Annotated in this window: 12 protein-coding genes; 3 read left to right on the plus strand and 9 right to left on the minus strand. The window is 40.8% G+C overall.

Annotated elements, in window-relative coordinates; genetic code table 11:
• Positions 1–65 precede the first annotated feature (65 nt).
• The gene (locus RMZ43_RS16695) at positions 66–443 is read right to left on the minus strand and encodes a hypothetical protein (RefSeq protein ID WP_322652488.1); all 378 of its coding nucleotides are present in this window, start codon (positions 441–443) and stop codon (positions 66–68) included.
• 123 nt (positions 444–566) lie between these two features.
• Here RMZ43_RS16695 and RMZ43_RS16700 point away from each other — a divergent pair, with 123 nt between their 5' ends.
• Complete coding sequence (locus RMZ43_RS16700; RefSeq protein WP_229463161.1) at positions 567–740, plus strand: hypothetical protein; 174 nt, start codon at positions 567–569, stop codon at positions 738–740.
• A gap of 208 nt (positions 741–948) precedes the next feature.
• Here RMZ43_RS16700 and RMZ43_RS16705 read toward each other — a convergent pair whose 3' ends face one another.
• The 4 genes from RMZ43_RS16705 to RMZ43_RS16720 form a co-directional block, all read right to left on the minus strand.
• Positions 949–1,626, minus strand: coding sequence for an alpha-ketoglutarate-dependent dioxygenase AlkB family protein (locus RMZ43_RS16705; protein WP_322652489.1), 678 nt, complete (start codon positions 1,624–1,626; stop codon positions 949–951).
• Positions 1,627–1,707: 81 nt separating this feature from the next.
• Positions 1,708–3,432, minus strand: coding sequence for a hybrid sensor histidine kinase/response regulator (locus RMZ43_RS16710; RefSeq protein ID WP_322652490.1), 1,725 nt, complete (start codon positions 3,430–3,432; stop codon positions 1,708–1,710).
• Positions 3,433–3,713: 281 nt separating this feature from the next.
• Positions 3,714–4,169 (minus strand): response regulator, encoded by a 456-nt coding sequence (locus RMZ43_RS16715; protein ID WP_229486558.1) that lies wholly within the window; start codon positions 4,167–4,169, stop codon positions 3,714–3,716.
• Between the two features lie 52 nt (positions 4,170–4,221).
• A complete protein-coding gene (locus RMZ43_RS16720) occupies positions 4,222–6,585 on the minus strand; it encodes an ATP-binding protein (RefSeq protein ID WP_322652491.1) in 2,364 nt (787 codons plus the stop codon).
• A 299-nt stretch (positions 6,586–6,884) separates the two neighbouring features.
• Between RMZ43_RS16720 and RMZ43_RS16725 the strand changes: the two genes are divergently transcribed.
• Positions 6,885–8,960 (plus strand): bluetail domain-containing putative surface protein, encoded by a 2,076-nt coding sequence (locus RMZ43_RS16725; protein WP_322652492.1) that lies wholly within the window; start codon positions 6,885–6,887, stop codon positions 8,958–8,960.
• A gap of 14 nt (positions 8,961–8,974) precedes the next feature.
• Here the strand turns inward: RMZ43_RS16725 and RMZ43_RS16730 are convergent, their stop codons facing one another.
• The 3 genes from RMZ43_RS16730 to RMZ43_RS16740 all read right to left on the minus strand — a co-directional run bounded on the left by RMZ43_RS16730 (position 8,975) and on the right by RMZ43_RS16740 (position 12,291).
• Entirely contained in the window at positions 8,975–9,130 is a 156-nt protein-coding gene (locus RMZ43_RS16730; protein ID WP_322652493.1) for a hypothetical protein, read from the minus strand.
• 66 nt (positions 9,131–9,196) lie between these two features.
• Complete coding sequence (locus tag RMZ43_RS16735; protein WP_322652494.1) at positions 9,197–10,972, minus strand: alpha/beta hydrolase; 1,776 nt, start codon at positions 10,970–10,972, stop codon at positions 9,197–9,199.
• A gap of 395 nt (positions 10,973–11,367) precedes the next feature.
• Positions 11,368–12,291: a DMT family transporter gene (locus RMZ43_RS16740; RefSeq protein ID WP_322647175.1), complete on the minus strand. Its 924-nt coding sequence runs from the start codon at positions 12,289–12,291 to the stop codon at positions 11,368–11,370.
• A gap of 281 nt (positions 12,292–12,572) precedes the next feature.
• On the opposite strand from RMZ43_RS16740, the gene RMZ43_RS16745 reads away from it, so the two are divergent.
• Positions 12,573–14,849 (plus strand): cytochrome-c peroxidase, encoded by a 2,277-nt coding sequence (locus RMZ43_RS16745; protein WP_416212414.1) that lies wholly within the window; start codon positions 12,573–12,575, stop codon positions 14,847–14,849.
• A 68-nt stretch (positions 14,850–14,917) separates the two neighbouring features.
• On the opposite strand, the gene RMZ43_RS16750 is transcribed toward RMZ43_RS16745, so the two are convergent.
• Positions 14,918–16,240, minus strand: a complete 1,323-nt coding sequence (locus tag RMZ43_RS16750) for a serine hydrolase (RefSeq protein WP_322652496.1) — start codon at positions 16,238–16,240, stop codon at positions 14,918–14,920.
• Positions 16,241–16,520: the final 280 nt, after the last annotated feature.

Below are 16,520 nucleotides of genomic sequence, written 5' to 3' on the forward strand. Positions count from 1 at the left end.
CAAGGCACTGACAAAAAACTCCCCTCTAGCATGAAGGGAGCTAGCTGACAGAGATTAATAGATGATTACTGGCTTAGTAACCCGATCGCCATTTCAAGATACATTTTTGCTTTATGCAAAGCTAGCAGTTTCTCTTGAGTGTACCTATCTGGGTAATTCATGATTTTTCCTTCCATCGTGATTTTGATGAGCGCTGCTTGCTCATCAGTAGGAGCATTCATCTCATCTATAGCGTTACTCAGTGCTTGCATGAAAGCAAAGGTAGGAGGTTTTAATCCTTTATCTGCCTCGAATTGAGATAATGCCATTCGAGGAAATACCATCAAGGATGTAATCCATGAGGTCTTGTACCCTTTATTCCCGGTTGGTTTGATGCCGTAACGTAAGCATAGGTCACGCAGTTCTTTGATGGTTTTGATTTCGAGTTCCGAACGTGTAAACATAGAGTTACCATTTCTCAAAAGTGGTATCGGTGAGTTACAAGTTTTCCAGACAGTACGCTCACCGATTTAAAACTATTATCCGATGGTTTCGTCGGTTTAAAGCTATATTTACATCTCTAAACAATGTCTGACCGCAAGGGTAAACCTGAAAATTTTGGTAATCCACAAAGTAAAGAGCTAAATGAACAGCTTAGTTTCCGTGTCACTAAGGAAATGAAGGATGCGGTTAAAGCTAAGGATGACCCACCTGAATTTTGCCGTCAAGCTATTCAGAAGGCACTAGATGAGGGTGTGTAGTTAATTGTTCAATAACTTATTGAATATAAGACTTACGCAAAAAGTGCTAAAAAGCTTAATTTATCGAACCGCCAAGACGCCATCGCGTAGCGTCTCGTTAGAGAAGAACGCCAAGAATCGTAGAGTTTGCGTAAGTCTCAGAATAAGAGAAAACCTCCCTATTGTGTAAGGGAGGCTGTATATTGCAAATGATTGTTTCTAAATACCATCAACGAGAATGACCAATTACCCTGAAAGTTAGATTAATTCTTGGTTGAACCTTTTTAGATGTTTTTGGAATCTGATGCTGCCAAAAATGCTGGGTTACTCCTGCCATAACAAGGAGACTGCCATGTATTAACTCAATTTCTGCTTTCAAATTTTTATCGTGCTTATGCCTAAACATAAACCTTCTTACTCCACCAAAACTAACAGAAGCAATTACAGGATTTTTACCTAGTTCGGGTTCAGCATCAGTGTGCCAGGAAATTCCATCATTTCCATCTCGGTAAAGGTTGAGCAAAACGCTGTTAAACTTAATTTTTGCAATATTCTCAACTTTCTCTTTTACTTGTAGCAACGTAGGTGTCCAAGGTTCTGGTTCAAGATGAATGCCTGAAAATGTATATGATTTGTTTCTATCTCCATACCAAGCAGTTTTTCTTGGCAAATTTACTTCCTTGCCGTAAATCTTCATCTTGTCTTGCCGCCATTTGATTTCGTTAAATAAGCTTTGAAAAAGCTCGTCGCTCTTTTGTTGATTAAAAAAATTATGATAGAAAATCACATTTGCATCTGGCATAGATAATACTTCTTTCTCTGTACTATTCTTTGGCTCATTGATAGCAGAGTCAAACCCAGAAAATAAGTCACTTTGAATCGCATTCATAACTAATCTATTTTTCATAAAAGCTTTTCTTAAAGTTTTACAGTAACAAGCTTTTAAGTATAAAGATTAATTGATAACTGATAATCAAATTGCCACAAGTCAAGTTGATGATGGGAATAGTTGAGCCGTTGGGAATATCTTCGGTAAGCTGACTGTAACTTTAGTTCCTTGCCCTACTTGACTAGACAAGGTAATATCGCCACCATGTAACTCTACGCAAGCTTTAGCGATCGCAAGCCCTAATCCTGTACCGGGGATTGTATCAACGTTGCTTCCACGACTGAAGGATTGAAACAAATTTTTTTGATCAGCTATCGGGATACCAATTCCCTGATCTTTGATATAAAAGATTACTTGTGATTCTTTACCGATGAGGTGGAATTCTACAGTCCCTCCATCTGGAGAGTACTTAATTGCATTGGATATTAAATTAGTAAAAATTTGCTGCAAAAGTCCGCGATCGCCCCAAAAGTCCCGGTTATTACCAGTAATTTGAAAAATCAATTCGTGGCGATCGCCTACTGTTTCTCGCTCTTGTTCGATCAAGTCAGCAAAAAATTGCAGTAAATCAAGCTGGATTGGCTGAAATTTAGGTTTTTCCAGTTCAAATTGGTTAACCAGAAGCATATTATCCACAAGTTTGGACATATACCTGGCTTTCTGTTCAATGATTCCCAAGAACCTGTGTTGTTTAGACTCATCTAGTTGCTGGCTATGTTTTACCAAAGTTGATGCAGCAGCCAGAATTGAAGTTAGGGGCGTTCGATACTCATGGGAGACTGTGGCAATAATTTGCGATTTAAATGTATTGAGTTGCTTTTCTTTGGCAAGTGATGCTTGAGTTTGGGCTAGCAATTCAGCTTGTTGAATGGCGATCGCTAATTGCACCGAAACTTCATTGAGCATTTGGGCATCATCAGTTTGCCACTGCCGTTCCCCGGAATTATGGTGAGCAATCAACAAACCCCAAAGCTTGGGGGTTGGATTTCCATTGTTACTCAGATTAATGGGAACTACCAGATTTGCCTTAGTATTAAATTGCTCTTTCAGGTTGACACAATTACACAAGCCAAGCTCATAGATATAAGGGATGGGGGATTGGGTATTGGGCAGGAGAGGCAGAGAGGCAGGGTGCAGGGTGCAAGGGGGATGAGTGATTATACCTCTTTCCTTCCTCTGTCCTGCTTCTTCCAGTGTCTCAACGCGATCGCACAATGCTACGGTGTAGCATGGTTCAACTGAGGAAGCCACTATTTTACCGTCGGTATCTGGGGCGAACTGATACACCATCACGCGATCGCACTTTAGAAGTTGCTGTACCTCGGCTACAGCCGTATTCAAAATTTGCTCTAGGTTAAGAGACTGGCGAATTCTTAAAGCAGTCGTGGCAATTAAGCGCTGTCTCTCCTGAGTTTTGTAGAGTTGGGCTTGCAAGCACGATTGCTTAATGGCGTTGCGGACTGTTAGTTGAAGTACATCCTGTGTCAGATGTTGCTTGACCAAATAATCCAATGCACCCCGTTTCATTGCTTGCACAGCTATCTCCTCATCGCCGCGTCCTGTCAGCATAATCACAGGGACAGAAGCCTCTAATATCTCCTGCTGCATCTGATCGAAGAGTTCTAACCCACTCATATCAGGTAGGCAAAAATCCAGCAGAATGACATCAAAGCGCATTTTTTGGCACAAAGCAAGTGCTTCTTCTGCACAGTCTGCTTCCAAAATCTGGTATGACTGATGCGGATCTTTCAACAGATATCGACGATAGATTTTTCGATCTGCTGCACAATCATCAATGATGAGTAGCGTCCATGTGTCCAACATATTAAGTATGAGGATTGGGGAGCCATGTAGATCCCTTTTATCCAGATTATGTTTTTATTGCATAATTCTAAAAATAATATAAAATAACTGTAAATAAAATCTAAATTCTTTAGAAATTCTAAAGTAATTTAAGCAGTAAGATAAATAACAAAATGGGAAAGTGCATCAAATAGAGACAAGCAGACACAGTGACTCAAAGAGGAAAATGTCTCTGTGTCCTCTCGGTCGTCTCTTTTGTTATCCTTTCCTTACTATTGCTTTATCAACAGATAATAAACAAATTAATCCAAAGCTGGCGGCATATTGGCTTCAAGCCAATAGTCCACGAATGCTTGAATTGTCTTTTTTAATTCCTGAGCATCCATCGGCTTTACCAGATATCCATTTGCGCCCTTTTGGTAGCACAGTTCAATATCCTTGGGGTTAGATGATGTGGTAAAAACAACGATGGGGATTTCCTTGAAACTCTTGTCTTGCTTAAGCCTATCTAAAATGTCACGGCCATCAATACCTGGCAAATTTAGATCGAGCAAGATAACAGAAGGTCTTAGTGCTACTTTAGAGTTGCGTAAGGCTTCGCTTCCTTGTTGATAAAGAAAGTCTAAAACCTCATCCCCATTAGTACAACGATGTATGGGGTTCTGGACGGACATGCGCCGCATCAGACGTTGTAGCATCCGAAAATCTTCATTGCTGTCCTCAACAACGAGCAGAGGTTCATGAAGTTTTTTTGTCATTCGTGGTCTTAAAAGAGCTTAACAAAAATATATATTTGGTTATTATCTTAAACTATTCCAGCGTGAAATAGAAAATCGAGCCAACGCCTACGGTAGATTCAACCCAAATTTGGCCGTTATGAAGCTCAACAATCTTCTTAACAATAGCTAGTCCAGCACCTGCTCCTCCACCGTACTTTTCTTGAGAGTGGAGCCGCTTAAATAGTCGAAAGATAGTTTCTAGGTGATGCTGTGGAATTCCAATACCGTTATCTCGGATATAGAAGATTAGGGATTGGGGATTGGGCAAGAGGACTTGGGGACAAGGAGAATTGGGGACAAAGGGAAAGACTTGTTTCAAGTTCTCACCTCTTATCCCCTTGTCTCCTTGTCCCCTTGTCTCCCCTGCTCCCCATGCTTCTTGAGAAAAGTAGCCAATCTCAACCCATTGCTGTGGCTTATCGTTGTATTTGAAGGCGTTACCCAGGAGATTACTAAAGACTTCATTAACGAGAACTCGGTCACACTGAACTGTTGGTAAAGGTCGAGGAATGCGAATATCTACAAGCGCAGAGTCTTGGCGACTAGCACGAAAGACTTCAATCACTTGGGTAACTAATTCGTTAAGGTCAGTTGCTTGCTCTCGCAGTTGTGCTTGTCCTAACTGCGATAACCGCAGTAGAGCATTTATGAGGGTTTCCATGCGTACAGACAAGGAAACTACTGTTTGCAAGCACTCAATTCCGTCATCATCTAATACTTGGGCATAGTCTTCTAGCAACACCGTTGAGAAGTTATAAATTCCCCGCAAAGGCTCTTTTAGGTCATGGGAAGCAGCGTAAGCAAAGGAAGCTAATTCGCGGTTGCTGCGCTCTAACTCCAGGTTGATTTTAGCTAACTCATCCGCCTTAGATAGTACAATACCAACGATCGCATTACTCAGAGCGATCGCACTCTCAAGTTCACAAGTTTCCCAAGGTAAAGAAGTTAATCTAACCGTTTCTTGCCATTGTTCAAAGGATTTTCGTGGAGATAGGCTAAGGCTACCATCTGCCTGAGCTTGAATGGATTCGTTGGGATTACCTGCCCAGTTTACCGTTTGGATAACTTCAGGGCGAAACCAAAGAATATAATAACGCCGGACTTTAGAAATTCGCAGTAACAGCAATCCACTAGCAGTATCTTTAAATACAAGCGCCTCTGGGTAAAGCTTCGGCAGAGAATCTGTGGAAAACAGGTTATCACTAACTTGAACATCCGCCCATTCAATTAACGCCCGAACTTCATGAATATTCGGTGTTGCTCCCACAAGAGTAATTTCATTATCCAGACAAACTGCCGCTCCAGTGGCACTAACGAGATCGAGCAAGCGGATTTCTGGTTTAATTAGGGCATCGATAAAATTATCTGCTTGGGAAATAGATTCAAGGAAATCAGACTGTAGCGATTTGAGTTTTACCTTATAGTTCCATTCCGAATAACTAATTTTGTGCGCTAATTCAGAAGACACAATCTGTCCCAAAAATTCGCACATCTTTAGCACTTCGTAAGAAATATGCTTAGGTGTTAAGTGATGGCAAGATATTAATCCCCAAAGCTTCTGCTCTTGAATCAGCGAAATCACCAAAAGAGCCTTTACTCCCATATTTTGATGATATTCAGCACAACACGAATCAAAACTTCGTAGCAGAGAGTAACTTAAGTCAAGATGCTGATGTGTTGCCGGATTTTCCAGTGGAACTATCTTAACAGGTTCGGCCGTCAAATCGGGGAGAAATCGGAGAAAGCAGCGCGTGTATAACTCCCTAGACTGCGCTGGAATATCTGTAGCGGGATAGTGCAGTCCTAAATAAGGTGATAAATCCTCTCGTTTGACTTCTGAAATAACAGAACCCGCTCCCGACTGGTCAAATTTATAGACCATTACCCGATCAAAACCGATAATTTTTTGGACTTCTTGTGCCACTATATCCAAAAATTCTATCAGGTTTGATGTTCTTTGCATTTTGGCGATCGCTTCACCCGCCAAAGCATGAAAGTCTAAGAAACTCACCTCAGATTTTGAGTCTGTCGGTTCTAACTCCAGAATCACAGCTTCTTCTGTGCGATGAGCAATAGCGTCAAAATCTCGTTGCCGATGCAAAGTATTTATTGATACTCTGAAAACATTAGGACTGCCAATTTTTTTTCCCAAGCACTGCTTTACAGTTTCTATTTGTTGAGCTTCTAGTAAATAGCTCAACGGTTTACCAAGCAAATCTTCTGGCTCTTTGCCCAAGTGTTCTTGGGTATTGTTGCTAACTTGCAGTATCTCTAGCTGAGTACTGAGTGCCAGTAGAACACCATGAGGTTGAATAGAGCCAGGTATGTGAATAGGTTTGCGATCGTGGTTAGTCAGAGCAGTAGCTTGGGTAGTAGTATTTTCAGGCTGCCTCATAAATCAACTTATGTAAAGCTGATTTTTACAATAGCGCAATTAAATGTCACATTTCTTTAAAGTATATGCCGATAAGAATGAATGCAAGGAAATTTTTTGTAAATGCTCCCATCAGAATAAAAGTATGTAATGCAACCGAGTAATCACTGTATTCAGCATTAATTGCAAAGCATTTATGATGCTGATATAATGCTGACATTCAGTATTTATTCTAATGCTCTTAAAATAAATAATGTTATTAAAACCCGTAGTAGTACCCAACTGAAGCTATACAAATATTTATTTGGGAACATAACTTTATGACCTCAACTACAACTTATACTTACGATGCCGATGGCAATTTGATATCCCAGAGCATAGACAACAACAGTGATAGGACAATAGACTCAGTTATTAACTACAGCTATAACCTGACATCCTCTAGCCGTGACGACAACGGCGACGGCATCGCTAATTATGTCACAACCTATACTTATAATACTCAAGGCAAGCTAACATCCTTAAGTCGTGACGACAACGGCGACGGCATCGTTAATTATGTCGAAACTTCTACTTATGATGCCAACGGCAACAAGACATCCTTAAGTCGTGACGACAATGGTGACGGCATCGCTAATTATGTGGAAACCTCTACTTATGATGCCAACGGCAAGGTGACATCTTTTAGTCGTGACGACAATGGCGACGGCATCACTAATTATGTGGAAACCTCTACTTATGATGCTAACGGCAACGTGACATCTTTTTCTTTTAGTCGTGACAACAATGGCGACGGCATCACTGATTACGTGGTAACCTCTACTTATGATGCCAAGGGCAACGTGACATCGGAAAGCATTGACGACAATGGCGATGGCATCGCTAGTTATTTGGAAACCTCTACTTATGATGCCAACAGTAACCGGACATTCTCATTCTATAGTCGTGACGACAACGGCGACGGCATTGCAGATGTAGTCGCAACCTCTACTTATGATGCTAAGGGCAACGTGACATCGGAAAGCTTTGACACCACCGGCGACGGCATTGCAGATGAAGTCGCAACATATAGTTATACTTATGATGCCAACGGGAATTTGACATCCGCAAGCGGCGACTACAACAGCGACGGCACCCCTGAAGAGGTCACAACCTCTACTTATGATGCTAACGGCAACGAGACATTCTATAGTCAAAAGTTATTCGGCTCCATTCAAGCTCGCAGAGCCGCTAAATATGACGCCAAGGGCAGGTTGACATCCAAAATTATAAGTTTTTTTAACAGCAATGAAGCCTACGGTGACTCTATCACAAACTACACTTATGATGACAACGGGAAATTGACATCCAAATTTGAGGGTAATGACTATAACCGCGATGGCATCGCTGAAGAGTCCACAACCTCTACTTATGATGCCAACGGCAACGAGACATCCTTTAGTCGTGACAACAACGGCGACGGCATTGCTAATTCTTCCATAACCTACACTTATGGACGCACAACCGCCAGCTATGACTTCAATAATGATGGTGTAATTGATGCGGTTGGTATCTATAGCTACGATGCTAAGGGAAAACTAACTACACAGAAGATTGATAATAATCAGGATGGCATCATTGATGAAGTAACAGCTTACAGCTACGACGCTAAGGGCAAACTCACTGCACAGGTAGTTGACAAAAATAATGATGGACTCGGTGATGAGATTACTATTTACAACTACGATGCCAATGGCAAACTCACTTCAGCAGATATTGACAATAACAGCGATGGTATTATTGATGCAGTTACCAGTTATTTATATAATGCCAACGGTCAACTGCTCAGTACAACCACCAACGATGCAAATGTACCCAACAAAACCTTATACGGTAGCAACTGTAAAGATACACTGACTGGTAGAGCTGGCAACGATCGCATTTTCGGGAAAAACGGCAACGATAAACTATTTGGATTAGCAGGAAATGACAAACTAGTTGGTGGTAAAGGTAATGACATCCTCAACGGTGGCGCTGGTAGTGATACCCTCACAGGCGGTTGTGGGAATGATGAATTTGTAATCAATAACCTAAGTGATTCACTGCTGTCTGGTTTTGATAAAATTACTGACTTGAAAATTGGTGAAGATAAAATTGATGGGCTGAATGCAGTTTCTGCCACCAATTTGCTTCAACTTGGCCCTGTTGCAAGTTTGAATCTGTCAGATATACAACAAATATTGACTACAACTGCTTTTGTAGCTAAAGGTGCGGCAACTTTTACCTTAGGTACAAGCAGTAATAGGCGAACTTTTGTGGCACTCAATGATAGTACTAATGGATTTTCTGCCCTCACAGATGCTGTTATTGAAATTAGTGGCTACAAAGGCAGCTTAACTAATTTAGCGATTGTCTAATTACTCCTTCTTCCTTAGCGTACTTGGCGTACTTGGTGAACCAGCGCTGTAGGCGGGTTTCCCACCGTAGGCGACTGGTGAACCCGAAGGGCGGTTCGTTTAATAATTAAGTTATGTAGGTTAGGTTGAGCAATAAAACCCAACGTTTCCTGGGCTTTGTTGGGTTTCACTTTGCTTAACCCTAACGTATTGGTTTATACATTTGGGATGCTTCAATTAATTACATTTGTACAAAGTCAAATAAAAATCATCACATGCAGCAATGCAACGCCAATATCCAACATCCAAAATCCGAAGCTGACTATGGTGTTGGGAACTTTTTCTTTTGCAGGTTTGGCTTTTTTAATATCCAGCAATTGTGCTAATTCGGTTGTATTCAATGACTTGACGAGACTCAAACCAAGCGACTTACTAGAAATGCTTTGAGTGTAGGCGGCGTTAAGGTAGGGGGTGTATTGCGGTCTTCCTACAACATAAGTTTGGAAAAAAGGTAAACTTAAAACATTCATGTAACGACGCGCTTGAGAAGCATCGCCAATCATATCAGCAGGTAATGCTACTTGTTGATTTGCGGGGTTGCCATTGCCAATAGTGGAAAAGTGAGTGCCACCTACAAGCATGACAAGATATTTTTGTGAATTTGCCAACCAGGAGAAAGGTAAAATTTGCTCGGATAAAGCTGGTGCAACTGTATCATCACTACTGCTGACAATCATCACTGGAGTTTTGATTTGACTTAAGCCAGCTTTGCCGAAAATAGAACTAGTGATGGGATTAACTGCGATCGCAGCTTTCACTCTTTCATCCCGCAGGTTATAATCCTTGCCAGACTTGCTAATGCCCAATTCTAAAGCGCGACACTGGAGCATTAAAGACATATTCCAGGTGTTTTGTAGTGTTGCTGGTTGACAGTCCTGTTTTAGCTGCTCAAAGTTAATTTTAGCGCCTGCCAGGGCTAAGGCTGTGTAGCCTCCCAAAGATTGACCAAATACTCCGACTTGTTGCAGATTTAACCTACCTTTAAACTGTGAATCAGATTGATTAGCTTTTTCCAATTGATTCAGGATATATGTTACATCCATTGGTCGGTCTTGAAATTCACTTGGTTCTGCTATTTCATTGACGTGTCCATTCAACAGAGAATGTAATTGTTTAGCATCACTACCAGGATGATTGGGAACGACAACGGCAAATCCGTAAGAAGCTAGATGCGTGGCTAAATATTGAAAGTTGCTGCTATCTAAACCCAAGCCGTGAGAAATCACAATTACGGGTGCAGCATTCTGGACATTGGGAATATAAACATCAGTTAATAAAAGCCGATTGCGTGTTGAGTCGAAAAACTTTTGGGTGTATTTTTGCGACTTAAACTTTCCCGGAACTTGTAAATCAGGTAATTGTGAGAAATTCGGGTGTTTGATGCTAGCAGCTTCTATTTTAGACTCAATCGATACTGCTGCGATCGCTCGATGAGTTTGGTTAACAAGTTTCTCTAATTCCGTAGCTATTTCTAAAGTCTGTGCTACGTCAAGGCGAATGCTGCTGGTGGGATATTTACGCAACACATTCAATAGTGTCAAGCCTTCTGATTCACCAGAGGCTAAAATTAGCGCCGAACGCAAAGCACCAAATCCTGGTTCTGGGTGACTGGTTTTGATAATTTGCGCCAACCGATGCAGCAACAACTCTCCTTGGGGTGTATAGAGAAGTTGTGAAACTACTACCGGACTAACTTTCACACGATTAAGTAAAATCTGCCGCAATTCTTGAAGCTGTTGAAAAGGCAGATATTGCTGATAGGCTGCCAAGTCTTCGTTAATTACACCTGTTTTGGCATAGTTTTCTAAAGTAGTAACTGAAATAGAAAGCTCTAAAGCTGAATAAGATGCATAAATCCGCTCTGCTGCCAAGATAGAATTGCTAATTCCAAACGTTGGCAGCACCATTGAAAGAACCAGCAATAGAGAATTTTTTCTCAGGGTGCTGGCCCAATTACCAAACAAACTATTCATCGCTCAACTGTTTCGGTACTCTGGTTTTATCAGGTGTTGGCTTTGGTAGTTATTCTGGCGCCCTGCTTGGTTTACTTAAAGTTATTAGCCGGAATTTTATCAAAACAGAATTTAGGAGTCAGTAGTTAGAATCCTCTAGTAATTAATTCTGACTCCTGAATTCTGAATTCTTCTTCAAGAATTTTCTCTTGGCTATCAATTCAAAAATCAGATCCTACAGAGTCACACAAATGGGTAAAGTATCCATCTTATAAGAAGCTGACCCCGTAGTTTGCCTTCACTAGTAAATCATAACAAATAAAAAATGCTCTGCCTCAGTATTTATGTTGTAGCTTTGAAGATGGCACGATTTTACTAGATGAAAAACCTAGTAATAATCCTGAAAACTATTGTTGTTAACTAGCTTTTCCCAAGGCGATCGCTACTGAACCTGTGACTACTAAACCTGCGCCTAATATAGCTATGAAAGTAAAGTTTTCTGATGGTACCCAATTAGGTGCAATAATTGATAGAACTGCAACTGTTATTAATGTCACAATGGGAGCTAAAGCTATTACTGCACTTACTCGTGATGCTTCCCAATGTTCTAATGATTCAGCAAAAGCACCGTAAGCGATTAAAGTATTCAAAGCACAAAAAACCAGTATTAATAAATGGAAGCTATCAAGTATAAAAAGTGATTGGATTTTGGCTAGGGGAGTGAATAATAAAGCACAGCCTCCATAAATAATCAGCATGATACTAGGGGAAGATAAAGATTGTAATAGCTGTTTTTGTGCCAAAGCATAAATAGCCCATGACGTTGCTCCTAGCGCAATCAAGATACTACCTAGTATGTATGTGCCATGCGCTGTAATTAAATTTGCTAGTTGTTCTCGAAAAAATAAAAGATAACCGCAAATCATTACACTGACACCAATCCACTGATGCAGTCGATAACGTTCTTGAAAAATTATTAACCCTCCGAAACCTAATAAAAGGGTAGATAATTGAATGAGAACTTCAGCGTTAGCAGGCGATGTTAGTGCTAAACCTTGCATGAAAAGAAAGTAATTAATCCCTAAAAAAAGGGTAGCGATCGCTAATAATTTCCAAGAAACAGAACGCAGTTGTTCTAACTTTGGTAATTTACCCCGTATTCCTAAATATATAGTAAGCAGTAAAAATGATACAAAAAACCGAAACCAAATGACGGTATATACATCAAGTACTTGCAGAGCGATCGTCAAAGTAATAGGTAAAATTCCCCACAATAAGACCGTTAATAGCGATAACCCTAGCCCTAAAGGCCAGCGACCAGAAGTTTTATGTAGTAACATTCAAATACTTTAGCCAAAGTAGGGCAGATGATAAATTAAAACATATCTAATTTGTATACCTAAATTTTATCAAGCTCTTGTAGATAAAGCTTGTCAATAAGCTGACTAATAGAAATTAAATGTAAAATAGTTTACCTACTCTAATGAATTTTTTATAGTCTAATAGCGTTTTTTGCTCACATAAAATTTGTAAATAGTGTAATTACTTTACATGAATATTACATTTGAAATTTGATTAGAGATGTATAATTTTTTCGGTGTCAATTTACTACAAAAAAACTATGGGGATCATACCCATAATAAGCTTAGTAGTCTTTATTACTGGCTTATCAATTTACTTGCTACTGACCTCAAGAGGTCGGTTTTTACTCAAATCTTTGGTGACAAAAATAAAACGCCAAGGGTGGAAATTCAGGAATAACAAGATTAACTACCTGAGATCAAGATTTTCAAAGACTATAACAATTGCTGCCATTATTCTGGCAGCAGTAATAGCTGGAAATACTGTATCAGCCCAGGTTACGCCGCCTCTAACTTCACTCAAGAGCGTATCGGTTCCAGAGCCTAACAATCTAGGAGACTTTGTAAAAGACAAAGTAGCTGCAATCAAGTTAGGAAAAGCTCTTTTCTGGGATATGCAGGTTGGGAGCGACGGACAAACTTCCTGTGCTAGTTGTCACTTCCATGCTGGAGCCGACAATAGATCCAAAAATCAGATTTCTCCTGGGCTTTTACGGATTAACGCTGATGGTACAGCGAATCCAGATACAGTTTTTAATATAGGTGGTGGGCCAAACTACCAGCTTAAACCGGGAGATTTCCCCTTCCACAAGCTGTCAAATCCGAACGATCCTAAAACCGTTGTATCTGACCGAAATGATGTCAGTTCCTCTCAGGGTGTCTCCAATGCTAAGTTTGTTAATGTTAAACCTGGTAGCGCGGAAGACGAAGTAAAAACCGAGCTAGATCCGGTATTTAACGTGGGAGGTACAAATGTGCGCCGCGTCCAGCCGCGTAACACCCCAACTGTGATTAATTCAGTATTCAACTTCCGCAACTTTTGGGATGGAAGGGCACAGAACATCTTTAATGGGGTAAATCCCTTTGGTTTAAGAGATCCTAACGCTTCTGTGGTAAAAGCAGAAAAACCAAATCAGCTTAAATTTGTCAAAATCAGACTGAATAATTCGTCTTTGGCTTCTCAGGCGCTTGGCCCGCCACTAAGTTCCTTCGAGTTGTCGGCTGATGGTCGTACTTTTCAGGAAATTGGTGATAAGTTCGGGCGAATTGACAACAAAAAATCTCTCAGCAAGCTGCCGCTAGATAATATAGATAATCTTGCTGACACTCTAGTTGGGCCGCTACTCAATTCCGTTGATGAACTTACTGGTAATTTGGCGCAAATTGGCAACACTAAATCTATCAACACACTGCTACAAAATGTTTTGTCACTTAGGGGTACAAAGCTCCCCAGAGTCTTGGGGCAAAAGTTATCTACCCTCAGACCGCTAGGCAAACAGGTTGTGCATCCACAAGACAGCGTTTTAGGTGCAGATAGTAGATATCCTCAGCCCGGACTGAAGGATAAAACCTACGACCAGCTGATTAAAGATGCCTTTAAGCCGGAGTGGTGGAAGTCTAATCAACTCATCCAAGTTGATGCTCAAGGTAGACGGACTTTTGTCAACAACGCTGATAACTCTTCTCAAACCAATGAGTACACGCTGTTGGAGTATAACTTCTCGCTGTTTTTTGGGCTGGCAATTCAGTTGTACGAGTCTACACTCATTGCCAATGATACGCCTTTTGATCGCTTCTTGGCAGGAAACACCACAGCTTTAACCTCTCAGCAGCAACTAGGTAAAAACCTGTTTCAGGGCAAGGCTTTGTGTATTGGTTGCCACGTTGGTTCAGAATTAACAGCTGCTTCAGTGAGCAGCGTGGCTAAAGATGGACGAATCAAACGTGCGCCGTTCGGTGCAAAACCCCCTGAAGACAATGGCTTCTTCAATATCGGCGTTAGACCTGTTACGGATGACCCCGGTTTAGGTGGTAGTGACCCTGTGCAGAATAATCCGCTTTCAGAGGCAAGATTGGCTCAGTTAGGGAAATTCCAGCTTCTCCTGGGCGAAAATCCTCCCACCCTGACTCCACCGTTGAATTCTAGTGAAACTGTGACTGCAAACGGAGCTTTCAAAGCACCTGGACTTCGCAATGTCGAACTCACTGCCCCCTACTTCCACAATGGAGGTCAAGCGACTTTAGAACAAGTGGTTGATTTTTACAATCGAGGTGGTGACTTTGGAGTTCTCCCCCCATTGAATCTGTCACCAGAAGAAAAACAGCAATTGGTCGCCTTTTTAAAAGGACTAACTGATGACCGAGTTAGGTACGAGAAAGCGCCTTTTGATCATCCGCAACTTTTCGTTCCCAATGGACATCCGGGTAACCAGACATCCATTAAGGACGATGGTACGGGCAAAGCTACAGATAGCTTCCTAGAAATTCCTGCTGTTGGTAGGAATGGCGGTGGTGCTATACAAAATTTCTTGAACTAACAACATTTCACGAAATAGCTGATACCGATAGATATGTAGGGGCACACATCTGTATGCCCCTACATTTATTAAGGAGTGCGTAGGTCTAACCCGCCGGAGGCATCGCCAACTATCGGTTGTATATTGCTAACTTTGGTATTGTCTAGGTAATTATAGACTCTTCTCGAAAGTTCACGGACAAAATCTCCAGCTTTGGGATCGTAGTTTGGTCTTTGCACCAAAACACCTGCTAAATAGCTTTTGCCGTTGGGCATTTGAATTATACCGGCATCACCAATGATAAATCTCAATGTACCAGTTTTGTGTGCGATCGTCGCTCCTTGACCAATACCAGCTGGTAGTAAACTATTGGTTTTGACATGACGCATAATACCTAAAACTTGATTGCGGCTGTTTGGGGATAGCAAACGATTGTTATAAACTAACGCCGCCAATCTGACCAAATCTTTAGAACTAGTTGTATTTGTGCCAGCGATGTCTGGAAGTAGATTCCGAAATGCTGTATTTTGCAATCCCCAGCTACGAAAACGTTGGCTAACTCTTGCTGCACCACCCAAGCGATCAAGAATCAGATTTGTAGCGGTATTATCGCTGATTGTCATCATCAAGGTAGCAGTTTCTAAAACGCTGAATTTAGTTCCTATGGGTTTGTATTGCATAGTTCCAGATTCACCAACCTTTAAATCGCGCCGCATCACTAATTTATCGGTGAGTTTAATTCTACCAGCGTCTATTTCTTGGAAAAGAGCCACTAATAAGGGAAATTTGATTGTACTAGCAGCCGCAAATCTTTTTTCACCATTGATATCTATATAGTTTCCTGTAGCTAAATCTAAGAAAAATATTCCGGGATTTAATGTTTTATAATTCCCTAACAAGCTACGAATTTGAGAAGTGATACCAACCATCTCTTGACCAAGATTCACAACTCCAGCAAATGTGGAAGCATCTGTAGATTTGATGGCTATATCTTCTCTATTCTCCCCAACAATAGGATGGTTTTGGTGGTCAAATGAATTGAATTTAAAAATCCAATGAGAACGAGAATCTCCTTTAATTGATATATTTTGGGAATGAACATCATAACCAGGAGCTAACTCTACGACAAAACGAGTTGTTTGAGAGTCTGGTTTGCCAAGGCGAATTTCTTTCACCGCCTTACCAAAACTTTGTTTGACAGTATCAGAATTAAAATTAGTTCCAGGTAAGTCAATTACCAATCGGCTAGGGTTATCTAATAAAAAGGCTTTTGGTTCTATTCCCGAAGTGGTAGTTAAATCTAATTGGTTTTGGCTAGAATCATAGTACCAAGACTGTAATTGTGAGGCTTTAGCTTGTCCTGCAACTATAACCAAACTGCTTAAAGCGATCGCTAGTAGATGTGATTTCATGTTGTGATTGTGGGTGTGCAAGTTAGGAGCGACTAATCAGCTTTACTTAGATTTTTTTCTGATGATTGTGCTGAACTTCCGGAGAAAAAGTCATAAATCCCGTTAAGTTATTTTTTGAGATTATATTTGGGATTAGATAAGCACGATAAATCATCATTACTTCTTAAAAGTAAATCGCTGACAGTTTTATTTGTGGTGTGAGTTGACAACAACAGAAATTGTTAATCTAGCCGAAGGACGAGCAAAGGATTAATTATGTTTCCAACTTAGGAATTACTAA

It is taken from the genome of Nostoc sp. CmiVER01, assembly GCF_034531135.2.
Lineage (GTDB): Bacteria > Cyanobacteriota > Cyanobacteriia > Cyanobacteriales > Nostocaceae > Nostoc.

Excerpts from the sequence above, each read along its gene's own strand:
- RMZ43_RS16740 (WP_322647175.1), bottom strand. The coding sequence starts at position 12,291 with ATGTTACTACATAAAACTTCTGGTCGCTGGCCTTTAGGGCTAGGGTTA.
- RMZ43_RS16735 (WP_322652494.1), bottom strand. The coding sequence starts at position 10,972 with ATGAATAGTTTGTTTGGTAATTGGGCCAGCACCCTGAGAAAAAATTCT.
- RMZ43_RS16745 (WP_416212414.1), top strand. The coding sequence starts at position 12,573 with ATGGGGATCATACCCATAATAAGCTTAGTAGTCTTTATTACTGGCTTA.
- RMZ43_RS16705 (WP_322652489.1), bottom strand. The coding sequence starts at position 1,626 with ATGAAAAATAGATTAGTTATGAATGCGATTCAAAGTGACTTATTTTCT.
- RMZ43_RS16715 (WP_229486558.1), bottom strand. The coding sequence starts at position 4,169 with ATGACAAAAAAACTTCATGAACCTCTGCTCGTTGTTGAGGACAGCAAT.
- RMZ43_RS16750 (WP_322652496.1), bottom strand. The coding sequence starts at position 16,240 with ATGAAATCACATCTACTAGCGATCGCTTTAAGCAGTTTGGTTATAGTT.
- RMZ43_RS16720 (WP_322652491.1), bottom strand. The coding sequence starts at position 6,585 with ATGAGGCAGCCTGAAAATACTACTACCCAAGCTACTGCTCTGACTAAC.
- RMZ43_RS16725 (WP_322652492.1), top strand. The coding sequence starts at position 6,885 with ATGACCTCAACTACAACTTATACTTACGATGCCGATGGCAATTTGATA.
- RMZ43_RS16695 (WP_322652488.1), bottom strand. The coding sequence starts at position 443 with ATGTTTACACGTTCGGAACTCGAAATCAAAACCATCAAAGAACTGCGT.
- RMZ43_RS16710 (WP_322652490.1), bottom strand. The coding sequence starts at position 3,432 with ATGTTGGACACATGGACGCTACTCATCATTGATGATTGTGCAGCAGAT.
- RMZ43_RS16700 (WP_229463161.1), top strand. The coding sequence starts at position 567 with ATGTCTGACCGCAAGGGTAAACCTGAAAATTTTGGTAATCCACAAAGT.